Origin of the sequence: Arthrobacter pascens, from assembly GCF_030816475.1 — a bacterium.
GTDB classification, from domain to species: Bacteria; Actinomycetota; Actinomycetes; order Actinomycetales; family Micrococcaceae; genus Arthrobacter; species Arthrobacter pascens_B.
In genome coordinates this window covers 3,284,534-3,311,524 of record NZ_JAUSXF010000001.1, presented here as the reverse complement: position 1 = coordinate 3,311,524, position 26,991 = coordinate 3,284,534, and the positions used below count along the sequence as shown (strand labels likewise).

Below are 26,991 nucleotides of genomic sequence, written 5' to 3'. Positions count from 1 at the left end.
CGGCAATCAGCCCGTCAGCTCGCTCAGGCGGGTCTGCAGGTAGCGTCGCTCCGTGTCGTTTTCCGTCAGGATCAGCGCCTCTTCGAAGGCGGTCCGGGCGTCGTCGGAACGGCCCAGCCGGGCCAGGAAGTCGGCCCGTGCGGCAGCAAGATACGGGTAGCGTGCCAGCTGCGGCTCGGTGCCTAGTGCATCCAGTTCCGCCAGGCCCTCGGCATAGCCCACCGCGAAGCCGAGCGCGATGGCTCTGTTGAGCTTGACGACCGGGGACGGCCACTTCTCCACCAGCAGGTCGTACAGGCCGAGGATCTCGAGCCAGTCAGTGTCGGACCAGGATGCGCTCTCGTCATGGACCGCGGCGATTGCCGCCATCAGGGCGAAGCGGCCCGGCGGCCGGAGCTTCAACGCCTCGCGCAGGAGAGCCAGTCCTTCAGCAATGGCCCGCCGGTCCCACCTGGACCGGTCCTGGTTCTCCAGGAGGACCAGCTCACGCTGCTCGTCCACCCTGGCGCCGCTACGGGCATCGGTGAGTAGAACCAGGGCGAGGAGCCCGGCAACGTCACCGTCGTCGGGAAGCAGGACGCGGAGCATCCTCGCGAGTTCGTGGCCGCGTTCGGCGAGATCCCTGCGCATCAGATCCTGTCCCGACGGAGCGGTATGACCGGTCGTGTACAGGAGGTAGACGACGGACAGGACGCCGTCCAGACGCTCCCGCAGCTCCGCCGCCGCGGGAACGCGGTAAGGGATGCGGGCGGCCGCGATCTTCTTCTTCGCCCGGGTGATGCGGGCGGCAATGGTCGCCTCCGGGACGAGGAAAGCCCGCGCCACATCAGCCGTGGACAGCCCGCAGAGGAGCCGCAGCGTCATGGCCACCTGGGCGTCCGGGGCGAGCGCGGGATGGCAGCAGGTGAAGATCAGCCGCAAGCGATCATCGGGAATGTCCTCCGGTTCCAGGTCCGCATCGTCCGGTAGATACTCCTCCGGCTCAAGAAGCTTCGGGAGAGCGCGCTGCGCCGTGGCGGCCCGCCGGTGCATATCCAGTGCCCGTCGCCGCGCCGCCACGGTGAGCCATGCCCCGGGGTTCTTCGGGATGCCGCGCGGACCCCAGGTGGACAGTGCGCTGGCGTACGCGTCCTGGACAGCTTCCTCGGCTGCATCGATATCGCCGGTAACGCGCACCGTGGCCGCCAGCACGAACGCCCACTCCCGGCGGTGCGCCTCGGCAACCGCAGCAGCGACCTCCGAGCTGGCGGCCTGGGGCATCAGCTCACCACTCGCACGGGCCGGACCTCCACGCCGACGCCGGCGGGAACCTCCTTGGCGATCTCCAGCGCCTCGTCCAGATCGCCTGCCTCAATCAGGAAATAGCCGCCCAGTGTCTCCTTCGACTCGGCGAACGGACCGTCCGTCACCGAGAATCCGCCCGTTCCGTTGCGCCGGACGGACGTCGCAGTAGAAGCCGGCTGCAGGGCGGCACCATTGAGCAGGGAGCCGTTGCGGCGTTGCATGAACTCCTGGTACGAGGCGCTGATGGACTCGCCTTCGGCCTGTGGCGTCACTGCTTCGTCCTGGAAGATCAGGACCAGATACTTTGACATTTTCGTCATCCCCTCATCCGTAGCCCGTGGTTTCGGGCTCCTACTTATCCGACGCTCCGGAGCCGTCCAGATCGACAATGTACGGCGAACTTCAGCAGTCTATAAAGGGGAGCCGAAAAGGGAAGGCCGGCGGCCGACGTCGGCCTTCCGCCTGGGCATCTTTTCCCACCTTTTGGGGAGTGGCGCCAGCCTTGACACCCTTTCCCGCGTTGAGGAACATCGAAGGTGCCGGTGCAACTGGTGGTCTCCGGGAGTCCAGCTGCGGTACGGCGTCTCGAGGGGATTTGAGATGCAGGCAGGACGGTTCTTCCGGTTCCGCAGTATGACCGCGGCCGCCGCAGCCCTGGTGCTGTTCGCCGTCGGTGGCTGCACAAGCGCGCCGGAGCCCCCTGACCAGCAAACCCCGACGGCGACCGCGCTCGCCCCCACTGCCACCGCCCGGCCTGCGCCGGCTTTCGCCGCTGTCCTGGAGAAGTACAGTCAGCGGCTTCTTGGCGGGGGAGCCACCGCCGTCGTCATCCAGCTGAAGTCCCGGCTGGGGGAATGGTCTACGGCGAAGGGTATCCGGAACATCGAAACGAACGAACCCGTGCAGTTGAACGACCAGGCCCACATCGGCGACATCACCACTACCATGGTGGCCGTGTCCGTCATGAAGCTCGTTGAGGAGGGGAAGATCCAGCTGGATGATCCCATCCAGAAGTACCTGCCGGACTTTGAGAGCATCATCAAGCCGCCCGGCCCGATCAACATCCGCAGCCTGCTCAGCCACCGGTCGGGGATTCCGGACTATTGGGAAAGCCTGAACAATGCCGGCGATCCGGGGGACTCCAAGATGAGCCACCAGGAGCGACTGGCTGCCGCTGCCACCCAGCGCTGGACGGGCGGATCGGGCAGCCTCTTCAGGTACTCCAGCACCAACTATTCGGCGCTGGCCATGCTCGTTGAGAAGCTGAGGGGCAAGGACATCGGGGCGGTGATCCGCACTGACAGCGTGGAGCCTTTGGGGCTGCAGGCCACCCTGATGACAGGCGACGAGCCGGGCCCGCAGAAGCTGATCCACGGCTACACCCTGGCGAAGAACGGCGACAAGGTGGACAACGCACTGTCCCCGTTCCACGCCGGTTCCCCGGACAGCGGAATGATTTCCACCGTCCCCGAACTCAACGCCTATTTCGCTGCATTGCGGAAGGGAACCCTGCTGACACCCCGCAGCGTGGCTGAGATGCACCACCCCAAGTACGAACAGTTCGGACTCGGCCTGGTCCGGCGCTACGACTCCTGCTCCAACAATGACTACTTCGGCCACATCGGGGTAGTGCGGGGCTATGCGGCGCTCGCATTGATCAGCGCGGACGGCTCCCGGCAGATTGCCATGGCCATTGCCCGCGCTCCCAAGCCGGACCTGATCGGCTTCGATGATCCGGAGTCGATTGACATGTCCCGGATGGCCGTCGAAGCGCTCAATCAGGCCTGCTGAACTACCGGCTCTCCGCTCGTTCCTGCACCGGACGTGGACTCTTCCAGACCGACTCCCGCGGCCCCGGCGGATAGGCGGCTTTGCGCCCGCCGATGGTGACGAGCAGTGCGGCGATGACCGGGAGGGCCGCGGCGGCCGGCACCAGCAGCGGGCCCGCCACTACCAGGGCGGCCGAGCCGTAAAGGGCGCCGATGGTGATGCCCAGCTGGATGGTCAGGACCGTGAGACCGTTGGCGGCGTCCTTGTTCTCGCGGCCGGCGCGGAGAATGGCCGACTGGTTGTAGATGCCAATGGCACCCAGGCCGGCGCCCCAGACGGTCATCAGGGCCAGGGCGAAGGGAAGGCTGCCACCCACAAACGGCAAGAGGAGCATCGATACGGCGATTGCCGACGTCGTGATCAAGAGTGAACGGCGCGGGTGGGAATCGACGGTGAGCCCGGCGATCCAGATGCCGAACAGGCCGGAGACGCCCAGGACGGTGAGGGAGAGGCTAATGGCGTAATCCGGAAGGCCGGCGTCGCGGATGTACGGGGCGATGAAGGTGAAGAGCGCGAAGTGCGCCAGGACCATCAGCGGCCAGGCGATGGCCACGGATTTTACGCCGGGTTGGGCGATGGCTTTGCGCAGCGAGGGACGGGCCTCGTTGGCGCCGCGCCGGGCGGATGGCAGCAGCCAGAAGGCGAGGACGCCGAGGAGCAGTCCGAAGCCGGCGAGGAACAGGAACGATGCCCGCCAGCCGAGGAAGCCGCCCAGTGCGGTGCCGATGGGTGCGCCGATGGCCAGGCCCAGGCTGTTGCCGCTGAAGACCAGGGCCAGGGCCTTGCCTACTTTGTTGGCCGGGACCACGCGGGTGATGTACGGGGCCATGGTGGTCCAGAGCAGTCCGTGGGCTAGGCCGCCCACCAGCCTGGCTATCATCGCCGCGGTGAAGTTGGGGGCCAAGCCCACCAGCGCGTTGCTGAGCGCGAACGTCAGGACGAGCGCCACGAGCAGGGGCCGGCGCGGGACCCTGCCCAGCAGCCGTGCGGCGGGCACCACCGTGACCACGATGACGGCGGCATAGGCGGCGGCGAGGTAGCCGGCCACCGGTTCGGACACGTTCAGACCGGTGCTGATCTGGGGGAGCAGGCCGGAGGGGAGCAGTTCGGTGGTGATGGCGGTGAAGGCGATGGTGGCCAGAACCATCATGGCGGCCAGCGGGAAGCGCTGGCCTGCCGGCGCGGAAGTCGCGGAGGACATGGGAAAGGGTTCCATTCAAGGGGGAGGAGTGGAACCGGGCTCTTTTAGGCCGAACAATTCCTCCACCGATTTTACCCGATTGATGAGGTGTTTTCCCGCCAGATCGGCCGTGAGCAGCGACACTTATTACAGGCAACACGGACACCGAACAGCTAAGGGGCAGCCATGGCTCACGCCGAGAACCAGACCACCATCAGCCGCTCGCCGGAGGATGTCTACGCGTTCCTGGCAGACGGGCTGAAAAACCCTGCCTGGCGTTCAGGAGTGCAGGCCATTTCACTGAAAAGTGGTGCCCCCGGGGCGTTGGGGGCCGTCTACAGCCAGACCCTCACGGGTCCGGGCGGGCGGCCTATCGACGGCGACTACGAGATCACCGCCACGGCGCCCGGACGGCACCTCGGCTTCCGGGTGGTGGCCGGGCCCGCCCGGCCTGCCGGGGAGTATCACCTCAGCCCGGCACCCGGAGGGACGAACGTCCGGTTCATCCTGGACCTGCAGCCCAAAGGACTCGCCAAGCTCCTGGGACCCCTGATCCAGAAGACCATGGAGGGCGAGGTGGCGCAGCTGGCCAGGCTGAAGGCCGTCCTCGAGGCCAAGTAGAGGGCCCGCCGGGGGTCGTTCTAGAGTCCGGACTTCGGTTGCCGGGGCGGCGGGGTGATCAGCTGCGCGACCAGGGTCGCCGCAAGCCATTGCTGGTAGCGGTCCGCTGACCAGCCGCGCTCCTCGACGAGTTCCCGGTAAATTTCCTCGTTCGAGAAACACCAGAGGAGGTCGCTTGCGGTGGCTTCGTCGATGCCGGGGGCGAGATCGGCACGCAGGCCGTGGATAAAGCCCGCCAAGGTTCGAGCCCTGTTGTCCAGCACTTTGCGGTAGGCGGCGGCGACATTCGGATCTGACGCCGCGGCCTGGCGGTGGATCGAGATGACGTCGTAGCTCGTCTCCATCTGCTGGCGCACGAGTTGCGCCCACAGCCCGAGCCGGCGGGAGGCACTCGGCTCGGCCGCGGCGTCGGCCATCAGTTCAGGTATTTTCGAGTCTCGCAGCATGGCGTGGCGCATGCCTTCGAGCAGGGCGCGTTTATTTCCGAACGCAGCGTAGATCGTTTGAGGGGCTACGCCGGCCCCCGAAGCAATGGCGTCGATGGTGGTGGCCGCCCATCCCTTCGCCGCCATGAGTGACCGGGCAGCGGCGATGACGCGGTCCTTGGTTTCCTGGGCCTGGCGCTGCCGGTGTGTAGGTCGGGGGGAAGGAACCATGGACTCAGTATAGCGACGGCCCATTGAGTGGAGTATAACTTAACTCATTAGAGCATTACTACAACGAGGAGCGGGCCATGTCGACCTCACCGGAAATGAATGAACCTACGGCTCCGGCGGTCATCCACAAACGCTTTCTACTCGTGGGCAGAGCCCGCCGCCTTACCGGATGGTGCGGAATCGGCATGGTGGTCGCTATCGTCATCAACGGTCCACTGTCGATAGCGCTGCAAAGGACGCCCAGCTTTTGGGAGGCGGGCGCGGGCGCGAAATTCGCCGACTACCTCCCGGACGGCGCGAACCTCGACCAGATGGTGGTCTTCTTCGCCCTTTCCAACCTCATCTTCGTGTTTGCGATCGGATTCTTCGCCGGGCTGCGGCGCGTCAGCAACCGGTCAGAGCTCTCAGATTGGCTAAGCGGGCTGGTCTCCATCGGCTCGGCTGTTTTTCTTGCCGGCGGTTTACTGTCGGAGACCCTATCGACAGGCATCGCCGTAGTATTGCGCTCCACCCCTGACTACCACCTCGACGTTAATTCCGCTCTTCTGCTGCAGGGCCTGTGGTTCACAGCCCTCGTTCAGGGGCAAGTGGCTTTGGGCGTGGTCACCGTAGCCATCAGCGTCAGCGCTCTGCAGGCCGGCGGTCTGCCACGCTGGCTTGCCTGGTTCGGCGTCTTCGCCGGAATCGTGACCATCCTGCGGCCGGTGCTCATTACCCAGCTCCCGCTGTTCATCATTTCCTTCCAGCCCATGTTCCTTTGGATCGCAGCAGTCTCCGTCGTCCTCCTCCTCGGTGCCGGGACTCGCAGGCAGCACACTGAACGGGGCAGGTCCGCTACCGCATCCGCCCACGGACGCGGCCACTGACTTTCGGGGCTGTCGGGCGCTAAATGGTGCTGACCTGCCCTGCTACCTAGGCGGCGGTTTCGTTCCCCCTATAGACTCGCCGACGTGATAGATCAACTAGAGCCCTTCCATGATGCAGTTTTGCGCCACACTGAGGGCACGCCGTACACCGTGACCGCGCGCGATGACGGATTCGACGTCGGCCTTGACATTGTCAATGCCCGTTGGTTCGGGATCTATTCCGCCCAGGGCCTCAATCGCGTGTTCGTGCACCGTGTGAAGGTCGAAGGGAAGCGGTACACCATCACCGACCGCACCTACTCAGTGTCGTGGTCAGCCGGCGTACCACGGTTGAAGCTGAACGCGGAGGCGTTCGTTGGACGCAAATACCAGTTCTCGGCCCAGAAGACGTGGGCGCTGAACGGCGAGCGCAAACCGGCCAAAGTCGTGGACTACAAGTTCAGCTCCGAGGAGGGCCGGGGCATGATCAAAGCAGCCGCACGTGAAGTTGGATTGAAAGAGCGAATGCCGTGGTCTGTCAAGGCGCCGCTAATAGTCGGCATTGCGGCAGGTGTCCTGTCCGTCGGCGGCGTCCTGGTTGCCTGGGCGCTCGGCCTCTTCTGAGGCACGAAGGAACGGGGCCTGCCTCCACCCGCTTCCTTCAACGGGCGGCTCAGGCTTGTTCCGGCCGCCCGTCGACGGGGGTCACCCGGATCCGGGCAATGCGCAGCCGCTCGATCGCGGTCACGGTCAGAACATGGCCTGATATTTCCACCTTGTCCCCGGTCTGGGCGAGTCGGCCCAGGCGGTCCATGATGAACCCGGCCACCGTCTCGTAATGGCCATCTGGCAGCGCTACCCCGGTAGCTGATTCAAACTCCTGGAGTATCAGGCCGCCGTCCACCTCTACGGATCCGTTCCCCACGCTGACGCGGTCCTCGGCGTCGCTGCCGGTGTCGTACTCGTCGTAGATTTCACCGACCAGTTCCTCCACCAGGTCTTCCAATGTGACGATGCCGTCGGTGCCGCCGTACTCGTCCACTACGAGGGCTATGTGCTGGCCCAGTTTGCGCATCCGTGACAGTGAAGGCAGCACGCGGTTCGTCCCCGGCAGGGGAAGGATCTCACGGGCGATGTCCCGCACCAACGTCGCGTCATTCCTGTCATCCCGTGGTATCAGGTCACGGAAGTGGATGAAGCCAAGGACCTCATCCGGGGTCCTGTCGATCACGGGATACCTCGAATAGGGGCGGTCCCGGAGAACGCCGCGGGCGGCGGCGATAGTCAGTCCGCCGTCGACGAAGCTGACCTCGGTGCGGGGGCGCATGACCTCCTGTAGCGATCGGTTCCCGGCCCCGAAAACGTCGCTCAGGATGCTCCTGCTGTCTTCTTCCAGCATGTCCGACTGGGCAACCATGTCCCACAGTTCCTCAGAGCTGACGCCCTCCCGCTTTGCATGGGGGTTACCGCCGAACAGTCTGACCATCCCGTTGGTGGAAACCGACAGCAGCCAGACCGCGGGCCGCATAATTTGCGAGAAAAAGCTCAGGGGCGGACCCATGATCTTCGTGAAGCCGACGGCGCTCTGCAAGGCCAATCTCTTGGGCACCAGCTCCCCGAGCACCAGGGAGAGGTAGGCCACCAGCAGGGTGACGCCGATGAAGGATACGGATTCGGCCGCCCGGCCAAAGCCCACACCTTCAAGGAGGGGTTGGACATCGGGGGCGATGGTGGAGGCCCCGTAGGCGGCTGAGAAGAAGCCGCAAAGGGTCACGCCGATCTGCGCGCTGGAGAGGAATTGGTTAGGGTTCCCGGCCAAGGCTGCAATCCTGGCCCCGCGTTTTCCTGCCTTTTCCATCTGCCGCACCTGGCTCTCGCGGAGGGAAACCAGCGCCATTTCAGTGCCGGAGAAAACCCCTCCCAACACCACGAAGAAAAGGACCAGCAGGAAGTTGACCAGCGTGTGGCTATCCATGATCTGACACTACCGAATCAGTCGATGGCTTCGATGCCCTGCCGCTTGAGTTCTTCAAGGTGGTTCAGCATGTGCTGAAGCACCTCGGGGGAGTGCGGCTGCCAGTCGAGGACCTCGTCAACCACCCGCAGTGGATCCCGGGTGCGGTAGGACCTGGTGGGGTTGCCGGGGAACCTCTGGTCCGTCAGGTTGGGGTCGTCCTCGAATGGACCGGTCGGCTCCACCTGGTAGATCCTGCCGCGGCCCTCGCCCACGCCAAGTTCCGCTCCCCAGGTGGCCGCGTCCAGGGTTGCTGTGAAGTAGATGTGGTTCGCCTTCTTCCCCGTCCCGAAATTCGAGGTGTAGCCGGGTTTCAGCAGCTCTCCCGGCTTCAGGTCGGCCTTGGTGCCGTGATAGAAGGGTCCGGGATCCTCGGGGCCGGACGCCGTCGGCTGGTTCTCCATCTCGATCTCCTCAAAGTCGGGCGCTCCCACTTTAGCCCGCCGGAGCCTGACCTTCACCTGCTTCCAGGACTGCCGCGGCCGCCGTCGTAGGCTGGACTCCTAAGGGTGATGGATGGGAGGCCGATGTGGCTGGGACGGCGCTGAACGAGGCGATGGTGGGCGACGTGATGGCCGAGCTGGCCACGCTCGAGGACACGAGAGTGCGCGAGGCAAACGGGAAGCGCGGCGACGATCACGGCGTGAACCTCGGCAGACTGCGCGCGGTGGCGAAGCGGCTGAAGTCGCAGCATGAACTCGCCCGCCTGCTCTGGGAGACGGATGACACCGCGGCGAGGCTGCTGGCGCTCCTGATCTGCCGGCCGAAGGCGTTCGGGCGCGACGAGCTGGACACGATGCTGCGGCAGGCGCGTGCCCCCAAGGTGCACGACTGGCTGGTGAACTACGTGGTGAAGAAGAGCCCGCATGCCGAGGAGCTGCGCCTGGCGTGGTCCGCCGATCCGGATCCGGTGGTGGCCAGCGCGGGCTGGGCGCTGACGGCTGAACGCGTGGTGAAGACGCCTGAGGGCCTGGACCTCACGCGCCTGCTCGACGTCATCGAGACGGAAATGAAGGACGCCCCCGACCGCCTGCAGTGGGCCATGAACACCTGCCTGGCGCAGATCGGGATCGAGCACCCTGAGCATCGCGCCCGTGCCCTCGGCATCGGTGAACGCCTGGAGGTGCTCAAGGATTACCCCACGCCTCCGGGCTGCACCTCGCCGTTCGCGCCGGCCTGGATTGGGGAGATGGTGCGGCGGAAGGTGGAGGGGTAGGGCAGGGGTGCTGTAGCGGAGGACTGTGTACAGGATTAGGGGAAGGGTGAAGAACGCGTAAGAGAGCCCACGGCAAGGCCCTGGGGGAGAGTATCCACGGCTAGGCTGGACTCGACCGCAACCGGGACTGGAGGACGGGCGCATGGCTGATGACCGGGCACCTGCCGTCCCATTTGACCGCGTGGTCCTGATCTTCAATCCGGGAAAAGCCGGAATGGCCACGCGGATTGATGACCTGCAGCGTGATCTTGCCACTGATCTGCCGGGCCTGCCCATCGAGCTGCTGCCGACGAACTTTGCGGGGCACGCCCGCGATCTGGCGCGGTCCGCGGCCGCGGCCGGGGCCCCGCTGATAGTTTCAGTCAGCGGCGATGGCGGGTACAACGAGGTTGTCAACGGCGTGATGGACGTTCCCGCCAGCAGGGCGGTGTGCACTGTGCTCCCTGCAGGTAACGCCAATGATCATCACAGGAGCAGGCCGGTGAGGCCGTTTACGGAGGCCATCCGCGAGAGCCGGGTCCGTCGCATCGACTTGTTGCGCATAACGTTCCGCGGCGCACATCGGGAGCAGGTTCAGTACGCCCACTCATATGTGGGGTTCGGACTTACACCGTTGATGGCTATCGGGATCGATAAGGGCGGAAAAGGGAAAGTCCTCGAGCTCCTCTCCGTTGCCCGGACGCTCTCTGGCCTGAGGCCGTTTGAGCTCGTTCGGGCCGACGGGGCAACCGCACAATTCGACAGTCTGATCCTGGCCAACATCTCGCGGATGGCGAAGTATGGGAGGGTCAGCGAGTCGAACCACCCGGACGATGGACAGTTCGAGGTGGTGACGTTGCCCCATGCCGGGCGTTGGAAGATGGCCCTGATGACCCTTCGGGCCGTCACTATGGGACTGGGGCGCCAACCCAGCGTCAGCAGCTATGCCTTCACGACGCGGAATGCTGTTCCGTGCCAGATTGACGGCGAAGTCGTACATGTTCAGGCAGGCACCCATGTCCTGGTGGAAAGCGCCAGGGGCGTCCTTGCCACTCTCTGACTCCTGTCTAAGACGCGGAGGGCCCAAATTGGGCTGGGCGTAGGGTGGGACCCGGACGAAAGGAGCACTTCATGAAGAAAATCCTCATGGTACTGACCAGCGTTTCCGAGATGGGCGACACCGGAGAGAAGACCGGCTACAACGTGGCCGAGGCGGCACATCCCTGGAAGGTGTTCAAGGATTCCGGGCATTTCGTCGACTTTGCGTCCATCCAGGGCGGCCAGCCCCCGCGCGACGAGGTGGACCCAGGAGATCCCATCCAGGTCGCCTTTACGGAGGATGAGACTACGCGCGCCGGTCTCTACAACACTGCCCGAGTCGACGTCGTTGATCCCGGCCAGTACGACGCCGTCTTCCTCGTGGGCGGCCATGGCACCATGTGGGACTTCCCGGAGAGCGAAGGATTGCAGAATCTCGTGGCAAGCGTCTACAACGCCGGCGGCTTGGTGGGCGCTGTCTGCCACGGACCGGCCGGCCTGCTGAACGTCGAATTGGAGAACGGGCTTCGCCTCGTTGAGGGGCGGAAAGTTGCCGCCTTCACCAACGACGAGGAGGTTGCCGCAGGGAAGGACAAGGTCATCCCGTTCTTTCTGGCAGACCGACTTGAGGAACAGGGTGCTACCCACGTCTCCTCTGATGTCTTCGAGGAAATGGTGGTGGTTGATGACCGGCTCGTGACGGGCCAGAACCCGGCTTCAGCAGCGGGCGTGGCCAAGGAGATGGAGAAGCTCTTCGCAGAGCTCATCCACCAGGAAAAAGCCGAGGAACGGCACGAGACGGAGACTCTCCGCTCTGAGAAGGACGCCCAGAAAAACGCGAAGAAAGCTGCAGCAGAAGCCGGGCACTAACACCAACAGCGCATTGAAACTGACGGCCACCCCACCTGCGGGGCGGCCGTCAGTCGGCGCCCCCGGCCCGGCGCAACAGCGGCTTTGACCAGAGGCTAGGCAACGTAATGTCATTGATGTGCCCGGGCAGCGGTGCCAAAATGTTCGGAGCACCGCAAAGAGTCTCGATGCCCATGGGACAGGACTAAACGCAGAATTCCTTCCGCGGCGGACATTGGACTCCTCTGGACAGTCCGGCACGATTGCCGGGCACTTGGGTTCGGCCGTTTCGCTGACCCGAAGCCGACGACGGCGCTGTGTGGGGACGGCGCGTGACCTCCAGTGGAGGAATCAAAATGCAACAAAGCCAGTGCCGGGACCACCTGAACGTTGTTGCGGGAGGACCGAAGTTATGACCGCGCAGCCCCCGAAGATCCGCCGCCTCCAGGTGCCGGACATCAACGTCGTTAACCATCGGACGCTGAGGAAAGCGCTGGGCGGCACCATCGTCGGCAACACGATGGAGTGGTACGACGTCGGTGTGTTCGGTTACCTGATCACCACCATGGGCCCGGTGTTCCTGCCCGAAGCGGACAAAGCCGTGCAGAACCTGTTCCTGTTGGGAACTTTCGGGGCCACGTTTATCGCCCGTCCCCTGGGCGGCATCTTCTTCGGCTGGCTGGGCGACAAGATCGGGCGCCAGAAGGTCCTGGCGATGACCTTGATGCTCATGGCGGCGGCGACGTTCGTCGTCGGCCTCCTCCCGGGTTATGCGGTGCTGGGCATCTGGGCTGCCGTGCTTCTCGTGGTCACCAAGCTGATCCAGGGGTTTTCCACCGGCGGTGAGTACGCCGGCGCCACGACGTTCGTCTGTGAGCATTCACCGGACAGGCGCCGGGGCTTCTTCGTCAGTTTCCTGGACATGGGCAGCTACCTGGGCTTCGCGCTTGGCGCCGGACTGGTTTCCGTCCTTCAGCTGATGCTGGGCCAGGACCAGATGGAGGCGTGGGGCTGGCGCATCCCGTTCCTGGTCGCCGGTCCGCTCGGCATCGTCGCCATCTACTTCCGGATGAAGATTGAGGAGTCACCAACGTTCCAGGCAACCCTGGAACAGGAAGAGGAAGCCGCCCGGCATCCCGAGACCGGCGAGGTGATCGGGCCCCTGGGCCCGGTGGGGATCTTCAAGGCCCACTGGCGCAGGATCGTGCTGGCCATGATTCTGGTGGCTGCCGCCAACACGGTGGGCTATGCCCTCACGTCGTATATGCCGACGTACCTGACGAGCAACAAGGGATACGACGAGATCCACGGAACGCTGCTGACCATCCCCATCCTGGTGGTCATGTCGTTGTGCATCCCCTTCACCGGGCACCTTTCGGACAAGATCGGGCGACGCCCCGTGCTCTGGATCGGTGCACTCAGCACGGTGGTTCTAGCCATCCCGGCGTTCCTTCTGCTCTCGATAGGAACCATTCCGGCCACTCTCACGGGCCTGGCCTTTGTCGCCTTCCCGGTCACGTTTTTCGTCGCCAATCTCGCCTCGGCGTTGCCGGCGCTGTTCCCTACGGCCCACCGCTACGGGGCCATGGGCATCGCTTACAACTTTGCCGTCGCCATCTTTGGTGGCACCACCCCGTTCATCATCGCCTCGCTCATCCAGGCGACGGGCAACGACATGATGCCCGCGTACTACCTGGTGGCCACCTCGGCGATCGCTGCAGTCACCATCTACTTCCTGCCGGAATCCGCCCGGCGGCACCTGCCCGGGTCGATGCCCAGCGTGGACTCGGATGAAGCGGCCCGTGAGCTCGTGGCGACGCAGGACGACAACCCTCTTCTGGAGATGGACTCGCTGCCGTTCGACAGCAGCTATGAGGCGGCGAGGGCGGCGCACGCGCAACCTCAGGGGAGGGCGGGGGAGCCCTGATGAAGTAGTTCCTCGTTGGCGCCTTCGGGGAGCTGGGCGGGGAGGATGCGGGCTAAGCGGACTTATCGCCGTCGTGTTTCGTGGGCCGGTAGCCGGCAAGTTCGGCGCGGATGTCGCCCTCCTCGTGCCCGCCATTCTTTTTTCCGAACGGCAGCACTTTGAGCAGCGGATGCACGATAGCCATGACGACGATGCCCCAAACGAGCCCGATGACGGCCGAGCACAGGGTGTCCAGGAGCCAGGCCAGGAAGCCTCCCACCACGGGGATCCCCGCGAAAGGTGCCTCAAGGAGATGGATTAAGTCATACGGCCCGTGCCAGCCAAGGTCGTGCGCCCCCTGCACCATGATGTGACCGCCAACCCAAAGCATGGCGATCGTCCCGACGAACGTTATCGCGGCCAGCACCGAGGGCATCCCCTTGACGAGCAGCCCGCCGAAGCGCTGGGAGCCCGCGGAATCCTTAGCGGCCAGGTGCATGCCGACGTCGTCCATCTTGACGATGAGCGCCACGGCACCGTACACAAGCGCAGTGATCACGAGCGCCACGAACACCAAGATGAGCGCCCGGACCCACAAGGACTCATGGGCCACCTCATTCATCGCGATGACCATGATCTCGCAGGACAGGATGAAGTCGGTGGTGATGGCGCCTTTGACGACCTTTGCCTCCGCCTCGGGGCCCCGTTCAACCGCCGGTGTATCTTCGTCCGCGGTGTGGTGGCCGCGGAGCTTGTGCCATACCTTTTCGGCGCCCTCGTAGCAGAGGTAGGTGCCGCCCAGCATGAGGATGAACGGGATGGCCCACGGGACGAAGGCGCTGACGAGCAGCAGCGCCGGAAGGATGATCAGCAGCTTGTTCCGGAGCGAGCCCCAGAAAATCCGCTTGATCATCGGCAGTTCGCGGGACGGGTCCGCCCCGGACACGTACTGCGGGGTCACGGCGGCGTCGTCGATCACCACGCCGGCGGCCTTGGCCCCGGCCTTGGCCGCTCCGGCAGCGACGTCGTCCACCGAGGCGGCCGCTATGCGCGCCAGGGCTGCGACGTCATCCAGCAGGGCGACGAGACCGCCGCTCACAGATAGCTCCCGTGCTGCTTAATGGGGGACGGCTGGGGGTGGATGCCTGGGTCGAGGCGAGTGATTGGCATGTTTGGAGTATATCGACGGCGGGCGGCCCCTCGACGTGAGCGGCGTGTGATCCGGCCAGCCGCTGGCAACGTGCTTCGAACGAGGATGCCAACTCCAGTATGGAATGGTCCCCGAAAGTATGGCTCATGCCTCTAGGCCCGGATGGTGCCCGGGTGGATAATCAGGGCATGGATGGCCCGCTGCGGTCGGTAGAGGGCGTGGACGCTGGCGAGTTGGAGCGCCTGCGGCGACGCGCGTACGGACGGGATGGCGACATCGCGGGGGATGTGGCGGCTCAGGCTCGGCTTTCCGAACTGGAGGCCTCCCAACACCGACAGCTGACTCCCGTCATCGATCCCGGCCCGAGCGTCCCCGCGGTACCGTGGTGGCGCCGCCGCCGCTGGTTAATGATCCTCGGCGGCGCCACCGCTGCCCTCGCCCTGATCACGGTTCACGTCGCCTGGCTGTCGCAGCTGCGTGCTGATGAGCCCACCGCAATCCCGGCCAACACGTTGACGGAAACGGCGCTGCCCGCCCCAGATGCGCAGCACCGTTTAGACGACGTGCCTGCGCCGGACTTCGTGCTCGCATTGAAGTCGGTCGGTGCGGACGCCGATGAGCCGCAAGACAACCTCGGCACTCTCGACGCGCTGGGTCTCAGCGCCAATGAATTGCGGGAATACGAGGACTTCGGGGGCCTCAGCGTCTGGAGCGGACAGTCTCGCTACGGCACGGTCTGCCTGCTCGTGGCCGACGAGGCGATTCGCGAGAGGAACGGCGCCGAAGGGTGTTCCCCCAAAGGCCTCGAGACCGTCGCGGAGATCGTGTGGTTCCAGGCCCAGGGTCTCACCCGATTCGTGCTCAAGGACGACCACGTTGAGGTCTACCAGTTCCACAGGGCCGCCGACCCGCAGAAGGCTAGCTAACGCGCCGCGCCACTATAGTCGCAGGCGTCAAAGGGCGTCCCATTGTTTCGATCTTTCCGTGCAGGATAGGCCGGGGGGTCAATGGTCTTCAATAGGTGGTGGTAAAGCCCGACGGCGGGTGGTCGCTCCTGGTCGACGCCGATGAGCGGGAGCTCCGTATTCAGACCGGGAGGCCGGCCCTGACCTGGATGAGGGTGAGGTCCAGCAGCGGCGTCGGCACGTTGAGACTGCGGGCTCTGGTGGCGAGGTCGCCGAGGATGTGCTCGGCTTCGGAGGGGAGCCCTGCGCTCAGGTCCCGGTAGAGGGAGGAGGTGAAGCCCGATCCCGGCTCGGTGAGCAAACCGACGGCCTGTGCGTGACCGGCGTCGGAAACGGGATGTCCTGCCGCTGCCGCCACGGCTTCGGTTTCACTGATGGCCTCCAGGATCCTGGACTCCCCGCCGGCGTCGAGGATCCGTCCGACCGGCGCCCGGAACAGGCAATTGACGATCCCCGCGGAAGCGATGAATGCCCACTTCTCCCACAGCGCGCCCATGACGTCGTCCACAACCGAGAAGTCGACGCCGGGCACGGCCAGAGCATCGGAAACATCGGCCGGGACAGGGTTCCCGTTCAGCCCGCCGACCGTCAGGGAAGTGAGGGCCGTCCGCTGCCGGACCACATCGCCGTCGAGGGTGGCGACGATCCGGGCCAGCCCGCCGAGTACCTGGCCGGGGTACAGCTGCTCAAGGCGGTCCATATGCGCCATGCCGTTGAGGATGGGAATGATGGTGGTTCCAGGCCCGACAAAAGCGCCCATGTCGCCCAGTGCGCCCTCGAACGAGGTGGCTTTGACCGTGACCAGGATCAGATCGAAGGCCTCTGGCCCATCCGTGGCCGTGGTGGTCTGCACCGGGTGCGTCCTGTCAGCCGTGGGGGAGACGAAGCGCAACCCGTCGCGGCGAAGCACCTCCTGCCTGAGCGGCCGCACCAGAAACGTGACATCCCGGCCCGCTTCCTGCAGGAGGGTACCGAACGCCCCGCCTGTGGCTCCGGCTCCGACGACGAGTATCCGCATGGGTGAATGCCTTTCCTAGGTGGCCGTCCGCTCGATGGTGACGGTACCGGCGTCGCCATCCACCATAATCTGCTGGCCGGTGGCAAGCCGCTGCGTGGCAACCCCGGTGCCGAGGACCGCAGGGATGCCGTATTCGCGGGCCACGATGGAGCTGTGGCTCAGCGGGCCGCCCACGTCGGTGACGACGGCCGAGGCCATCGCGAAGAGTGATGTCCAGGCGGGAGTGGTGATGCGGGCCACCAGGACGTCCCCGGGCTGCATGGTGCCGAAGTCCTGTGGCCCGGACAGTACGCGGGCGGGAGCGCTGACCCGGCCGGCACTGGCTCCAACGCCCTTGATCACGTCTCCGGGCTTTTGCTCCGGGCCCGCCGGCCTCATGGACCCGAAGGCCTTGTCCATCCAGCGGGTCTTGGGAAGCATCTGCGGGGCCGCGGCCTTCGCCTGCCCCCGCCACAGCATCCTGCGTTCCTCGACGGCGGCCGCGCGGACGGGCCGGTCGGCTCCGCTAATGACGACGGCGGCCCGGGCACCGGGCGCGGCGAGGCCGAACTCGACGGCGCTCCGCAGCTCCTGGAACCGCAGCCAGAACACATCGTCGGGCGACGCGATCACGCCGGAGCCCGCCAGCCGCTGTCCGAGTTCGCGCAGCATCCGGCGCAGCAGCGGCCAGGCAAGTCCGACGTCGGCCAGTGCGTCTTCGCGGATCGGTGCGGTGTCCTGGGCCCACTGGAGCAGCCGGAGGAACGCCGCCCGGCGGCGCGGCCCCAGCCGGGCGGCCATCTGGCTGGTGAGCTCCTCCCGCCGCTCGGTCGAGAGCCGCTGCCGCTCATGCGGATCGGTGCCCTGCCCGCGCAGGTAGAACTTCACCGTCTCCAGCAGGGCGGACGGATCGTCGGCCGCCACCGGACTGGCGAAATCCAGGTTGTAGACCGCGTGGCCGTAAAGGTTCAGATGCTCCTGGAAGGCGAAACGCCATTCCTGCCACAGGGCGTTATCCACACCTTCGGGCACGGAACCGGTGCGCTGGCACTCGGCGAGCACCGCCGTCGGCCGTTCCAGCAAAGCCGCCGTCAGCCCGGGATCGCTGCGGGCCCAGCCGGCCAGGTCGTACAGCGACTTCTCCGCCCGGATGGGTTCGCTGTCGTAGCCCAGGAGGAACGTCTGGGCCGGGGGATCGCCGTCGCGCCGGACGAATTTGTCGTAGAACGCGCGGAAGGAGATTTCGCTGGTGGCGGCGAGCGGAATGATCGACTGCACGGCTGTGTAGTACACGGTGCCGGCGTCCAGGAGCTCCTGCACGCCCTCCAGCAGTTCCTCGCCGCTGAGCTCTGCCGGGGGCTTGGCCTGCCAGTCCTTAATCACCCGTTCGTACCGGGGGTGCGAAAACTCCCGCCAGCCGGCCACCCCCATATGCGCCTTGCCGCGGGCCAGTGCCGCCAACGCCGTCGGCAGCTTGCCCATCATCCGCCACATCGCCGAGTTGCGGTAATAGTAGTAGGCGTAGCCGTTGATGGTGGGCAGTCCGATGTCGCCGTCGCGGATCGCGTTCTTGCCCAGCGCCTCGGCCATCAGGGTCTTCAGCGACCGCGCCACGGAGCCGTCAATCATGTCGGCGAACAGCGGTGAGAGCGGGTCGGGCAGCTGCTCCACGATGCTCGCCCGGAAGTAGAGCCCCTTCGGATACGGCAGGGGCCACGTCTCGGGGATGTCGGCCGCCGGGTCGGGCAGCGCCGTGATGGGCCGGGACTGCAGGATGAAGAACTTGCCCCCGGCCCGCGCCCACTCGATGTCCTGTGGCGCACCGAAATGAGCCGCGATCCGCTGTCCAAAGGAGGCCAGCTCGGCCGCCGCGCTGTCATCAAGCACAGGTTCACGACGGCGGGCTGCCGCCACCGGCTGCTCCTGGGTGCCGTTCTCCGCATAGACCGTCATCACTTCCTTGTCGGCCGTCCGCCGCGAGACCACGGTGCCGGTTCCGACGTCGACCACCAGGTCATCGGTGGTGACTGTCCCGCTGACCACCGACTCGCCCAGGCCCCAGGCGGCACTGATCACCGTCTGGTCCCGCCGCCCGTTGCCGGGGTTGGCGGTGAACATGACCCCCGCGGCGTCGGCCTCCACCATCTGCTGGACGACGACGGCGAGACGCACCTCTTGCGGTCCCACGCCTTCGCGGGCCCGGTAGGCCATGGCGCGCGCCGTCCAGAGGGAAGCCCAGCAGTCGATCACGGCGGCCCGCAGTGCCCCCGCGCCTCGGACGTTCAGGTAGGTTTCCTGTTGCCCGGCGAAACTGGCGGACGCGAGGTCCTCGGCGGTGGCGGAGGAGCGCACCGCCACCGCCGTATCCCCGGCACCGAGACGCCCGTAGGCCTCGGTCAGCTCGGCGTCAATCCCGGCAGGAATCGTCGCGTTCCTGAACAGGACTGTGATCCGCTTTGAGGCATCCTCATAGTCCTGCGGCGAGGCCTCCGGTGGCAGCGCGGCCAGGTCCTGGATCGCCGTCGCAAGGTTGTTTTCCTCGACGAAGTGCGAGTAGGCGGCGGTGATCAGGACAAACCCCGGCGGAACCGGCAGCCCGGCCGGGATCAGGCCGCCGAGCCCGACGGCCTTGCCGCCGGCCACGGCAATGTCGCCTGGTCCGGTATCGGCTAAATTTTTGATAAAGGTCATGACCGAATCCTTGCTGCCCCGTGACTGGTGCCTGCAGTGAGCCTGATCCTCAACATACTGGCACTGCCGCAGACGGGAGGCCATAGACGCGGAGGCATCCGGTCAATAAGTATCAGGGCATATTGACTGCCCGTAGCGGGAGGAATAGTTTCTGCCGTAACGGAGTAGTTTCTGCGTTAAAACGGGGTCAGACACCCGTTTCCAAGGAATGGTGTCTGGGCCTTTTCTGCCCGCTTGCCGTTGAGCTGGCAGGGGTCCGTTGAGCTGGCAGCGGCATGGTGCGCGGCGTGCAGCCGGGCGCTGTCAACGCGCTTGGGTGATGAGCGTCGGACGGAATGAAAATGTGGGAAGGGAACGATCATGACGAAGTATCTGTTTGAAGGAACATATGTGGGCCAGGGCATCAAGGGGCTTATGCAGGAAGGCGGCACCAAGAGGCGTGACGCTTTTGCGGAGGCCCTCGGCTCGGTTGGAGGATCGCTGGAGAGCTTCTACTTCGCTTTTGGTTATTACGATGTTCTTGGCGTTATTGAGGCGCCGGACGATGCAAGTGCTGCAGCACTGTCGATGCTCATCAACTCGACGGGAAGTGTCAACGTTCGTCTGAAGCCGCTCCTGACGGTGGAAGACATCGACGAAGCGGTCAAGAAGACGCCGTCCTACCGCCCGCCGGGACAGTAGGCAGGGACAGCAGGGAAGCCAGGCATCTGGCCGCGGGGCCGCCGTCGTAATTTACGACGGCGGCCCGCTAGTTGGTGGGGCAGGAACAGGCTGTTTTGTACGCCTAGGGTTTTCGAGGCGCAGATGTTTCGAGACACCGAGTTGGGTGGGCAGCCTGCGAGTCAGTTCCGCGCGGTCTCTGATGTTAGTGTGGCGCTCATTGTGTGAAGTATCAGACTTTATTGGGGGAATCATGTTTGTTGCTGCTCAAAATGGCGCGAAGTCATGAGGGTATTTCTGTTGTCCGATTCGTGCACCACAGGCTGGCTTCACTGGGGCCACGGTGAACTCTGGCTGACTCCGACGCACTTAGTGCGTATCGGCCGGCGGGAGCTGACCATGCGGGCAGCAGGTTGGGGCGGGACCAGACGCGGCGCCGCGGTTGCAGCGGTCAATGAGCTTGCGGGGTCAATCGCCGCCGTGCGGCCCGTCCCAGGGGCGGCAATTGAGGTCGACGCCGAGCATTGGGAGCGAGAGCTCGCGGCTGAGCCAAGTCCCAACGCTTACTCGAAGCCTGTGCTGGCGGAGGCTCTCGGTTCTCGGCTAGCGTTGCACTAACAAGGCTGCCGCAGCCTCAAGCCTTTCTTGCGATGCCGTGCGCCGGCTTGCCCGTTTACCCTGCGGACCTAATTGTCACGGGTACTGTGCCGGAGGAGACTTGAGGCGACGGCCTATCATCTCGGGCCGCCCGCGGGGCCACTCCGGTGCGGGGCCTCACAGTACCCTGTAGCGGCTTGGAGGATTGATGAGCTCCTTGACACCCCTCGAAATGACCCATCAGCGGTCGCGCCATCTCTTGCCCCTGGTGCTTATCGCACTGATTGCAAGTCTCGGCGGGTGCGAGTATGAATCCGACGACGTCTCCCTCCCGTCCGCCAGTATTCCGACTACGGAAGCCAGTTTTCCGACTACGGATGCCAGCGGCATCCCACCGCTCCCTGAGAGCGGCGACGTCGACGCCGGCACATACCTCGTCACCAGCTTCACGGAGCCTTTCGAGATCACCGTCCCAGACGGCTGGTCGGGCGGCGACGGGGGCCTGGGCAAGGACGACCCGGATAGGCCGGGTAAAGCGGCGGTCTACGTGGGTTGGTGGCCCTCCGACCATGTGCCGACGGACGCATGCGCGTGGCAGGACGCACTCGTCGAGGTCAATCCGTCGGCTGAGGCCTTCGTCGAGGCGCTGACGGCGCAGACGTCCACGGCGAGCACCCCTCCCGTTAAGGTCGTGGTGGGCGATTACTCCGGCTTCGAGTTCGACCACTCCGTCGAGGGCGACGTGGACATCACAGCCTGCGACGGCGGCAAGTTCTGCATCCACTCAGGAAACTCGTACCAATGCAACCGCTGGTACTCGTCTCAGGATGAACGGGAAACCTACCGGGTAGTCGACCTGAACGGCCAGCGCGCTATGTTCTGGGTGGCCCAATACCACGCACCCGCCCAACCGGAGCTGACGAGAGAGGAGTGGGTGGCCGTCCACGCACCCATCAATCCGGAGCTGACGAGAGAGGCACGTGCCGTCTTCGACTCGATCGTGTTCAAGTCCACCAAGTAACCAGCTGATGCGATAGACGATCCCGCCCGCGGGCGCCGACTCCTTCTCCGAACCCACCTGGGTGTCTCATAGCACTGGCCGTACGACATCGAAGAGCAATTGATCTGCTCACCGAGTGTCTTGCATCAGGTAGTTGGCCACGGCCTCCGGATTTGCCAATGCCAGGAGATGGCCACCGGGCACGACGTCTGGCTCCAGGCCGAGGCGTTCGCGGGCGACTCGTCGCTGGAAGTCGATCGGAAAGAAGCGATCTGCCTCTCCGGTGAGTATTCGGATGGGGATGTTGGGCCATTCGTCGAAATTGCACACTGACTCGAAAACTGCATTTGCCTCTGGCCGTTGATGCATTTCTCCTTCGGCGGCAACTTCCGGTGGAAGGTCGTGCAGGAAGTAGGTGCCGACGTCGAACTCGGTACTGTACCCGTGGGCTTTCGCCGCGCTCTGCTGCGCTTCAGCCCAGCCTGTGTTGTCCCACCATGCACCGGGAGTCTCGCCCGGCATGGGGATCATTGCATTGACGAGGATAAGCTCTCGAATGGCCGCTCGGTTGCAGACCAGCGGCGCTGTGAAGGCGCCCAACGACTGAGCGACGAGCACCGCGTCATGGCGCTCACCGATGGCCTCGAGAACCAGATGCGTATATTCGGGCAGACCGGCGCGTTCGTCGTCACCTGGTAGGTCGACGGCGACTGCTTCGTGGCCAGCCCCTTGAAGCAAGGGGACGACCCGGCTCCAGTACCAGGCCGCGCCGCCTGCTCCTGGGATCAGAACGAACATCTCCTCATTTTCGCCCCGAAAACGGATTCACAACATGCTCAGCCTGGGGTTTTGGCCGGGTCGCTGATCACAGCTGGGCGCGGGGTGCCTTTAAACGTCCTCTGTGAAGGACACCCCGCGCCGTCCGGCTACTGCTGGTTCAGCCAGTCTTCGAAGCGGGTCTTATAAATAGTCGCTTCGCTTCCCGGGAGCAGTTCGCCATCCTGGAGCATGGCGTTGAAGTAGCGCGCGGTAGGGTCGGTGACAACCTCGCGGGGGTCGCCGCGGAAGCTGAGGCCCTTGCGGATCAGCTCGTCGAGACCGAACTGCTCGGGACCGGCGACCTCAACGGTGGCGTTTTGTGGACTTCCGACGGCGGTGCGTGCAACAGCGGTGGCCACGTCCTCAGCGGCCATGGGCTGGATACGGGCGGGTGACAGACGAACAGTGTTTCCCTCGGTCGCGGCCTGGGCGATGCTCTTGACGAACTCGAAAAACTGCGTCGCATGAACGATCGAATACGGGACGCCTGATTCCTTGATGAGCTTCTCCTGGGCGATTTTCGCCCGGAAGTAGCCGCTCTCGGCCAGGCGCTCGGTGCCCACGACGGACAGGGCGACGTGGTGCCCGACACCGGCTTCCTTCTCCGCGGCGAGCTGGTTGCGGGTGGAGGTGGTGAAGAAGTTCAGCACAGCTGCATCTTCAAACGAGGGCGAGTTCGACACATCGACTACAGTGTGGGCTCCCTGCAGCACGTCCGCGAGGCCTTCGCCGGTGAGGGTGTTCACACCCGAGTCAGGGGAAGCGGCCACTGCTTCGTGTCCGTGTTCGCCGAGCTTGCTGACCAGTTTCGAGCCGATCAGGCCAGTACCGCCGATAACTACGATCTTCATGATCTTCCTTCCGATATTTGGTGTTGAGGGGTGCGGTAGTTAGCCGCTTATAACGAGCTACAGGGCGTGCTGGGACGTCGAGTTCAGCCACTCCTTGAGGGTGATGTCCCCGATGCGGGATTCACCCACGGGAACGATGCTGGTCTCTTCGATCGGTATGCCGAAGTAGCCGGCTTGGGTATCAATGACCACTGGGCGGGAATCATTGCGGGCCGCGAGAACCCGGCCCACGAATTCATTCAGTCCTGCGCGTTCAGGGCCGGCCATTTCAAGGACGCCGTCAATCGAGGGCGAGACGGCCGTCTCCGCCACAATGCGGGCAACGTCGGCAGCAGCCATCGGTTGCATCAGGTGACTTGTCACATAAACCGACCCGTCGCGTGTTCCTGCATCGGCGATCATCGGGATGAACTCGAAGAATTGAGTGGCCCGCAGAATGGTGTACGGCACTCCGCCTTCTTTAACTGCCTTCTCCTGGGCCTTTTTTCCGGCAAAGTAGCCGTCAACGATACGGTCGGTTCCAACGACCGACAGAGCCACATGATGCCGCACGCCGGCCCTTTTCTCGGCAGCGAGAAGATTGCGGGATGACGTGGAGAAGAAGGGAACGACTACCTTCTCATCGAAATCGGCGGTGTTCGTCAAGTCGACAACGACGTCCGCCCCCGCCAGCGCCTCATCCAATCCCTGGCCGGTCACGGAATTCACCCCGGTGGAAGGGGACGCCGCTTTCGCCTCATGGCCCTGACTGCTGAGGATCTGCACCACCTGCTTGCCGATCAGGCCAGTGCCGCCAATTACTACGATCTTCATGATGATCTTTCCTCCGATAGTGGCTCGGCGGAATGCAGTGACATTCCGTCCACCAGCTATGACCGGGTATCAGATCAATCTGTGACAGGCTTTGGAAAATTGCGCTGTAAGGCTGGCAGGTCAGCCGCCAACCCTCGTCACGCCGGAGAGTTTGTCCGGATTCATCGTCCACAACAGCCGATCAATACCATCGGCAGACGCCGTGAGAGTCACCACCGCAAACACCACCCCGTCCTGTGCCAGCCGCGCGGAAGGCCGGCCGTTAGCCATGAAAAGCTGGGTATCGACACCAACCCAGAAACGCGAAGCGAACGCCCGATAATACTTCGCGACCCGTTCCCGTCCGACAACAGGGAACTTGGAAGCCCGAACCTTACCGCCGCCGTCGGAGTAACTGACGACGTCGGCGGCGAACAGTGCCTCCAGCGCGGCCAGGTTCCCGGTTCGCGCGGCAGCCAGGAATGCCTCCAGCAGTTGCCGCTGCTCGCTCACGCTCACCTCAGCGCGTTTCTCCTCAGCAAGGCGTTTGCGCGCCCGGCTGACCAACTGGCGGGCATTCGCTTCTGTCTGTTGGATGATCTCCGCGATCTGCTCATACGGGTAGTCGAACGCTTGCCGCAGCACGTACGCGGCCCGCTCGGTCGGCGACAACTTTTCCAGTATCAGCAACACCGCGAACTCGAGCGCTTCACCATGCAAGGCGCCCAGTTCAGGGTCGGCGCTTGTGTCCACAGGCTCGGGCAGCCAGGGACCGACATACGTCTCACGACGGACACGTGCCGACTGCCCGACATTGATGGCAAGACGGGTGGCGGTGGTCGCCAGGAACGCCGGCGCATTCCGAACCAGGCTGCGATCGCATGTCTGCCATCGAACCCACGTCTCCTGGACAATGTCCTCCGCCTCGATGACACTGCCGAGCATCCGGTAGGCAATCCCGAACAACCGAGAACGGACCTCAGCGAAAATTGTCCATGCCGATTCCAATTCGTCCGTTGACCCGGTGTCGGCATCCATGCCCCCAATATTACTGCTGCAAGGATTTGACCCTGACGACGGAATTCCGGGCCTGGGTGCCATACGACGGCGGGCAAATCTGGCGGTAAGTTGGTATGCCACTTCATTCACTCGACGAGTTTGTCCGCGGTTGTGACCGGTTGGCGCATATGCTGCGCGATCTCGTGCGGTACAGGCGCGATGCCTTCGTGCTCGATGCCACGAGTGGGAGACCAGACCAGATTCACCTGCAAGCGTGAATCAAGTTCCGGATAGTCGCTGCGGTTATGACAGCCGCGTGTTTCACGGCGTTCACGGGCAGCTTCGAGCGTCGCACGCGCGGCAAGGGCGGCCGCCTTCAAGTCGAAAGCGTGTGCAAGATCCTGATATCCGGCGATGTCCGGATGCACGCCCACCTCGGTGATGCGGGCTTCAATCCCGTCGAGTTCCGCCAGGCCCTGCTTAAGACCTTCTTCGTTGCGCACCACACCTGCATGCTCGGTCATGGTGTCTCGGATGGCACGCTGAAGTACGCGGACGTTCTCGCGGCCATTGGCGTGGAGCAGGTCATCTATCTCGTTTCGAGCTTCATCCACCGCTTCCGCTGAACGCACATGTGCAGTCAGGGACGCCGAGTATTCAGCGGCGGCATTGCCGACGATCCTGCCGAAGACCAGGAGCTCGATCAGCGAGTTGCCTCCCAAACGGTTGGCGCCATGCAGGCCGCTTGACGCCTCCCCGATGGCGTAGAGACCGGCGACGTCGGTGCTGTGATCGTCGGGACGGACCCAGACGCCGCCCATGGAGTAATGCGCGGTCGGTGCGATTTCTATCGGCGTCGTCGTGATATCGAGCATCTGCAATTCGAGCATGGTCTGGTAAACACGCGGCAGGCGGCGCATGATCGTCTCCCGCGGCAGGTGCGAAACGTCCAGCCACACGCCACCATTGGGCGTCCCCCGGCCTTCTTGGATCTCTGTATAACAAGCCAAAGCGACCCGGTCGCGGGTGGAGAGTTCCATCCGCTCGGGATCGTATTTGGCCATGAATCGCTCGCCGAGGGCGTTGGTGAGGATACCGCCCTCGCCGCGGGCGGCTTCCGAGATGAGCGTTCCTGCGGCATTCTCTGGCTCAAGAATGCCTGAGGGATGGAACTGGACCAGCTCCGGGTCGCGGATGCGGCCGCCTGCGAGCACTGCCAGGCGGAAGGAATCACCGGTGTTCTCGTCCCGCCGGCTGGACGTGCGCCGCCAGATGCGGGTGTGCCCTCCGGCGGCGAGCACCACGGCGTCCGCATGGATCAGATAGCGCGTCCCGTCCGAGAGCCGGAAGCCGTAGGCACCGAAGACCCGGCCGTCGGTGACGAGAATGCGCGTGATGTAAACATCGTCCAATATCGGAATGTCGAGCTGGGCGGCGCGATTAACTAGCGTGCGCTGAATTTCAAGCCCGGTGTAGTCGCCGCTGAAAGCGGTCCGGCGGAATGTATGGGCACCGAAGAAACGCTGGCTGATCCGGCCGTCTTCCTCGCGGGCGAACGGCATGCCGTAGCGTTCCAGGTCGCTGATGCCCTGTGCGGCCCCTTTGGTGACAATCTCCACGATCTCAGGGTTCGCAAGATGGTAGCTTTCGAGGATTGTGTCTGCGGCGTGCTGCTGCCAGCTGTCATCGGCATCCATTGTGCCCAGAGCAGCGTTGATGCCTCCCGCGGCGAGCGAGGTGTGAGCATCATTCCTGGGCCTCTTGCCGACAGCGAGCACATCTACACCCAGCTCGGCCAACTCGATGGCGGCGCGGAGTCCGGCGCCTCCGGTGCCAATGACGAGCACGGACGTTGACACGCGCAGTTCCTGGGACTTCATCACTACATTCCATTCACTCGAGGTACCTGAAGTGAAGATTCCTTGAGGCGCGCGCTGGTATGTAATCTTGGATTCCATTGGCGCAGCTTGTCCTCCGGTCTCGTCACCAACTAAGACCGGATAGCCCTCAAGCTTGTGACAGAAGCTGCGCTTCCCTCTGACAGGCTGGCGT

At 64.5% G+C, this 26,991-nt stretch carries 25 protein-coding genes; 11 read left to right on the top strand and 14 right to left on the bottom strand.

Annotated features, from left to right (window positions below; genetic code table 11):
- Positions 1 to 6: 6 nt before the first annotated feature.
- Both QFZ40_RS15110 and QFZ40_RS15105 read right to left on the bottom strand, forming a co-directional pair.
- The gene (locus QFZ40_RS15110) at positions 7 to 1,260 is read right to left on the bottom strand and encodes an RNA polymerase sigma factor (RefSeq protein ID WP_306905400.1); all 1,254 of its coding nucleotides are present in this window, start codon (positions 1,258 to 1,260) and stop codon (positions 7 to 9) included.
- Positions 1,260 to 1,604, bottom strand: a complete 345-nt coding sequence (locus QFZ40_RS15105) for a YciI family protein (RefSeq protein WP_306905399.1) — start codon at positions 1,602 to 1,604, stop codon at positions 1,260 to 1,262. The genes QFZ40_RS15110 and QFZ40_RS15105 overlap by 1 nt, the downstream gene beginning before the upstream one ends.
- A gap of 280 nt (positions 1,605 to 1,884) precedes the next feature.
- On the opposite strand from QFZ40_RS15105, the gene QFZ40_RS15100 reads away from it, so the two are divergent.
- Positions 1,885 to 3,075, top strand: coding sequence for a serine hydrolase domain-containing protein (locus QFZ40_RS15100; RefSeq protein ID WP_306905398.1), 1,191 nt, complete (start codon positions 1,885 to 1,887; stop codon positions 3,073 to 3,075).
- 1 nt (position 3,076) lies between these two features.
- Here the strand turns inward: QFZ40_RS15100 and QFZ40_RS15095 are convergent, their stop codons facing one another.
- The gene (locus tag QFZ40_RS15095) at positions 3,077 to 4,315 is read right to left on the bottom strand and encodes an MFS transporter (protein WP_306905397.1); all 1,239 of its coding nucleotides are present in this window, start codon (positions 4,313 to 4,315) and stop codon (positions 3,077 to 3,079) included.
- 165 nt (positions 4,316 to 4,480) lie between these two features.
- On the opposite strand from QFZ40_RS15095, the gene QFZ40_RS15090 reads away from it, so the two are divergent.
- Positions 4,481 to 4,915, top strand: a complete 435-nt coding sequence (locus tag QFZ40_RS15090; RefSeq protein ID WP_306905396.1) for an SRPBCC family protein — start codon at positions 4,481 to 4,483, stop codon at positions 4,913 to 4,915.
- Between the two features lie 20 nt (positions 4,916 to 4,935).
- On the opposite strand, the gene QFZ40_RS15085 is transcribed toward QFZ40_RS15090, so the two are convergent.
- Positions 4,936 to 5,571 carry a TetR/AcrR family transcriptional regulator gene (locus tag QFZ40_RS15085; protein ID WP_306905395.1) on the bottom strand — a complete coding sequence of 212 codons (636 nt, stop codon included), beginning with the start codon at positions 5,569 to 5,571 and terminating at the stop codon, positions 4,936 to 4,938.
- Positions 5,572 to 5,648: 77 nt separating this feature from the next.
- Between QFZ40_RS15085 and QFZ40_RS15080 the strand changes: the two genes are divergently transcribed.
- Both QFZ40_RS15080 and QFZ40_RS15075 read left to right on the top strand, forming a co-directional pair.
- Positions 5,649 to 6,437: a hypothetical protein gene (locus QFZ40_RS15080; protein WP_306905394.1), complete on the top strand. Its 789-nt coding sequence runs from the start codon at positions 5,649 to 5,651 to the stop codon at positions 6,435 to 6,437.
- Positions 6,438 to 6,521: 84 nt separating this feature from the next.
- A complete protein-coding gene (locus QFZ40_RS15075; protein ID WP_306905393.1) occupies positions 6,522 to 7,040 on the top strand; it encodes a hypothetical protein in 519 nt (172 codons plus the stop codon).
- A gap of 49 nt (positions 7,041 to 7,089) precedes the next feature.
- Here QFZ40_RS15075 and QFZ40_RS15070 read toward each other — a convergent pair whose 3' ends face one another.
- Both QFZ40_RS15070 and arr read right to left on the bottom strand, forming a co-directional pair.
- Entirely contained in the window at positions 7,090 to 8,391 is a 1,302-nt protein-coding gene (locus QFZ40_RS15070) for a hemolysin family protein (RefSeq protein ID WP_306905392.1), read from the bottom strand.
- Positions 8,392 to 8,408: 17 nt separating this feature from the next.
- Positions 8,409 to 8,834: an NAD(+)--rifampin ADP-ribosyltransferase gene (gene arr, locus QFZ40_RS15065; protein ID WP_306905391.1), complete on the bottom strand. Its 426-nt coding sequence runs from the start codon at positions 8,832 to 8,834 to the stop codon at positions 8,409 to 8,411.
- Between the two features lie 152 nt (positions 8,835 to 8,986).
- Here arr and QFZ40_RS15060 point away from each other — a divergent pair, with 152 nt between their 5' ends.
- The 4 genes from QFZ40_RS15060 (at position 8,987) to QFZ40_RS15045 (ending at position 13,439) form a co-directional block, all read left to right on the top strand.
- A complete protein-coding gene (locus tag QFZ40_RS15060; protein WP_306906938.1) occupies positions 8,987 to 9,646 on the top strand; it encodes a DNA alkylation repair protein in 660 nt (219 codons plus the stop codon).
- A gap of 142 nt (positions 9,647 to 9,788) precedes the next feature.
- Positions 9,789 to 10,685, top strand: a complete 897-nt coding sequence (locus tag QFZ40_RS15055; RefSeq protein WP_306905390.1) for a diacylglycerol/lipid kinase family protein — start codon at positions 9,789 to 9,791, stop codon at positions 10,683 to 10,685.
- Between the two features lie 71 nt (positions 10,686 to 10,756).
- Positions 10,757 to 11,533, top strand: a complete 777-nt coding sequence (locus QFZ40_RS15050; protein WP_306905389.1) for a type 1 glutamine amidotransferase domain-containing protein — start codon at positions 10,757 to 10,759, stop codon at positions 11,531 to 11,533.
- 391 nt (positions 11,534 to 11,924) lie between these two features.
- Positions 11,925 to 13,439 carry an MFS transporter gene (locus QFZ40_RS15045; RefSeq protein WP_306905388.1) on the top strand — a complete coding sequence of 505 codons (1,515 nt, stop codon included), beginning with the start codon at positions 11,925 to 11,927 and terminating at the stop codon, positions 13,437 to 13,439.
- Between the two features lie 52 nt (positions 13,440 to 13,491).
- On the opposite strand, the gene QFZ40_RS15040 is transcribed toward QFZ40_RS15045, so the two are convergent.
- Positions 13,492 to 14,517 (bottom strand): DUF808 domain-containing protein, encoded by a 1,026-nt coding sequence (locus tag QFZ40_RS15040; protein ID WP_306905387.1) that lies wholly within the window; start codon positions 14,515 to 14,517, stop codon positions 13,492 to 13,494.
- A gap of 239 nt (positions 14,518 to 14,756) precedes the next feature.
- Between QFZ40_RS15040 and QFZ40_RS15035 the strand changes: the two genes are divergently transcribed.
- Positions 14,757 to 15,494 carry a hypothetical protein gene (locus tag QFZ40_RS15035; RefSeq protein ID WP_306905386.1) on the top strand — a complete coding sequence of 246 codons (738 nt, stop codon included), beginning with the start codon at positions 14,757 to 14,759 and terminating at the stop codon, positions 15,492 to 15,494.
- Positions 15,495 to 15,654: 160 nt separating this feature from the next.
- Here QFZ40_RS15035 and QFZ40_RS15030 read toward each other — a convergent pair whose 3' ends face one another.
- On the bottom strand, positions 15,655 to 16,551 hold the full coding sequence (locus QFZ40_RS15030) for a ketopantoate reductase family protein (RefSeq protein WP_306905385.1): 897 nt from the start codon (positions 16,549 to 16,551) through the stop codon (positions 15,655 to 15,657).
- A gap of 15 nt (positions 16,552 to 16,566) precedes the next feature.
- Complete coding sequence (locus tag QFZ40_RS15025) at positions 16,567 to 19,221, bottom strand: PEP/pyruvate-binding domain-containing protein (protein WP_306905384.1); 2,655 nt, start codon at positions 19,219 to 19,221, stop codon at positions 16,567 to 16,569.
- Between the two features lie 360 nt (positions 19,222 to 19,581).
- On the opposite strand from QFZ40_RS15025, the gene QFZ40_RS15020 reads away from it, so the two are divergent.
- Both QFZ40_RS15020 and QFZ40_RS15015 read left to right on the top strand, forming a co-directional pair.
- Entirely contained in the window at positions 19,582 to 19,902 is a 321-nt protein-coding gene (locus QFZ40_RS15020) for a GYD domain-containing protein (protein ID WP_306905383.1), read from the top strand.
- Between the two features lie 784 nt (positions 19,903 to 20,686).
- A complete protein-coding gene (locus QFZ40_RS15015; protein WP_306905382.1) occupies positions 20,687 to 21,499 on the top strand; it encodes a hypothetical protein in 813 nt (270 codons plus the stop codon).
- Positions 21,500 to 21,607: 108 nt separating this feature from the next.
- Here QFZ40_RS15015 and QFZ40_RS15010 read toward each other — a convergent pair whose 3' ends face one another.
- The 5 genes from QFZ40_RS15010 to QFZ40_RS14990 form a co-directional block, all read right to left on the bottom strand.
- Positions 21,608 to 22,276, bottom strand: coding sequence for an alpha/beta fold hydrolase (locus tag QFZ40_RS15010; RefSeq protein ID WP_306905381.1), 669 nt, complete (start codon positions 22,274 to 22,276; stop codon positions 21,608 to 21,610).
- Positions 22,277 to 22,404: 128 nt separating this feature from the next.
- Positions 22,405 to 23,148 carry an SDR family oxidoreductase gene (locus tag QFZ40_RS15005; RefSeq protein ID WP_306905380.1) on the bottom strand — a complete coding sequence of 248 codons (744 nt, stop codon included), beginning with the start codon at positions 23,146 to 23,148 and terminating at the stop codon, positions 22,405 to 22,407.
- A 57-nt stretch (positions 23,149 to 23,205) separates the two neighbouring features.
- Entirely contained in the window at positions 23,206 to 23,961 is a 756-nt protein-coding gene (locus QFZ40_RS15000) for an SDR family oxidoreductase (protein WP_306905379.1), read from the bottom strand.
- Positions 23,962 to 24,081: 120 nt separating this feature from the next.
- Positions 24,082 to 24,978 carry an RNA polymerase sigma-70 factor gene (locus QFZ40_RS14995; RefSeq protein WP_306905378.1) on the bottom strand — a complete coding sequence of 299 codons (897 nt, stop codon included), beginning with the start codon at positions 24,976 to 24,978 and terminating at the stop codon, positions 24,082 to 24,084.
- 107 nt (positions 24,979 to 25,085) lie between these two features.
- Positions 25,086 to 26,819 carry an L-aspartate oxidase gene (locus QFZ40_RS14990; protein WP_306906937.1) on the bottom strand — a complete coding sequence of 578 codons (1,734 nt, stop codon included), beginning with the start codon at positions 26,817 to 26,819 and terminating at the stop codon, positions 25,086 to 25,088.
- Positions 26,820 to 26,991: the final 172 nt, after the last annotated feature.

Bases quoted from the DNA above. Each gene is read 5' to 3' on its own strand.
- QFZ40_RS15085 (WP_306905395.1), bottom strand. From the start codon at position 5,571: ATGGTTCCTTCCCCCCGACCTACACACCGGCAGCGCCAGGCCCAGGAA.
- QFZ40_RS15045 (WP_306905388.1), top strand. From the start codon at position 11,925: ATGACCGCGCAGCCCCCGAAGATCCGCCGCCTCCAGGTGCCGGACATC.
- QFZ40_RS15010 (WP_306905381.1), bottom strand. From the start codon at position 22,276: ATGTTCGTTCTGATCCCAGGAGCAGGCGGCGCGGCCTGGTACTGGAGC.
- QFZ40_RS15015 (WP_306905382.1), top strand. From the start codon at position 20,687: ATGAGCTCCTTGACACCCCTCGAAATGACCCATCAGCGGTCGCGCCAT.
- QFZ40_RS15050 (WP_306905389.1), top strand. From the start codon at position 10,757: ATGAAGAAAATCCTCATGGTACTGACCAGCGTTTCCGAGATGGGCGAC.
- QFZ40_RS14995 (WP_306905378.1), bottom strand. From the start codon at position 24,978: ATGGATGCCGACACCGGGTCAACGGACGAATTGGAATCGGCATGGACA.
- QFZ40_RS15030 (WP_306905385.1), bottom strand. From the start codon at position 16,551: ATGCGGATACTCGTCGTCGGAGCCGGAGCCACAGGCGGGGCGTTCGGT.
- QFZ40_RS15035 (WP_306905386.1), top strand. From the start codon at position 14,757: ATGGATGGCCCGCTGCGGTCGGTAGAGGGCGTGGACGCTGGCGAGTTG.
- QFZ40_RS15070 (WP_306905392.1), bottom strand. From the start codon at position 8,391: ATGGATAGCCACACGCTGGTCAACTTCCTGCTGGTCCTTTTCTTCGTG.
- QFZ40_RS15060 (WP_306906938.1), top strand. From the start codon at position 8,987: ATGGTGGGCGACGTGATGGCCGAGCTGGCCACGCTCGAGGACACGAGA.
- QFZ40_RS15100 (WP_306905398.1), top strand. From the start codon at position 1,885: ATGCAGGCAGGACGGTTCTTCCGGTTCCGCAGTATGACCGCGGCCGCC.
- QFZ40_RS15005 (WP_306905380.1), bottom strand. From the start codon at position 23,148: ATGAAGATCGTAGTTATCGGCGGTACTGGCCTGATCGGCTCGAAACTG.
- QFZ40_RS15025 (WP_306905384.1), bottom strand. From the start codon at position 19,221: ATGACCTTTATCAAAAATTTAGCCGATACCGGACCAGGCGACATTGCC.
- QFZ40_RS15105 (WP_306905399.1), bottom strand. From the start codon at position 1,604: ATGACGAAAATGTCAAAGTATCTGGTCCTGATCTTCCAGGACGAAGCA.
- QFZ40_RS15090 (WP_306905396.1), top strand. From the start codon at position 4,481: ATGGCTCACGCCGAGAACCAGACCACCATCAGCCGCTCGCCGGAGGAT.
- QFZ40_RS14990 (WP_306906937.1), bottom strand. From the start codon at position 26,819: ATGAAGTCCCAGGAACTGCGCGTGTCAACGTCCGTGCTCGTCATTGGC.
- QFZ40_RS15080 (WP_306905394.1), top strand. From the start codon at position 5,649: ATGTCGACCTCACCGGAAATGAATGAACCTACGGCTCCGGCGGTCATC.
- QFZ40_RS15095 (WP_306905397.1), bottom strand. From the start codon at position 4,315: ATGTCCTCCGCGACTTCCGCGCCGGCAGGCCAGCGCTTCCCGCTGGCC.
- arr (WP_306905391.1), bottom strand. From the start codon at position 8,834: ATGGAGAACCAGCCGACGGCGTCCGGCCCCGAGGATCCCGGACCCTTC.
- QFZ40_RS15000 (WP_306905379.1), bottom strand. From the start codon at position 23,961: ATGAAGATCGTAGTAATTGGCGGCACTGGCCTGATCGGCAAGCAGGTG.
- QFZ40_RS15020 (WP_306905383.1), top strand. From the start codon at position 19,582: ATGACGAAGTATCTGTTTGAAGGAACATATGTGGGCCAGGGCATCAAG.
- QFZ40_RS15110 (WP_306905400.1), bottom strand. From the start codon at position 1,260: ATGCCCCAGGCCGCCAGCTCGGAGGTCGCTGCTGCGGTTGCCGAGGCG.
- QFZ40_RS15055 (WP_306905390.1), top strand. From the start codon at position 9,789: ATGGCTGATGACCGGGCACCTGCCGTCCCATTTGACCGCGTGGTCCTG.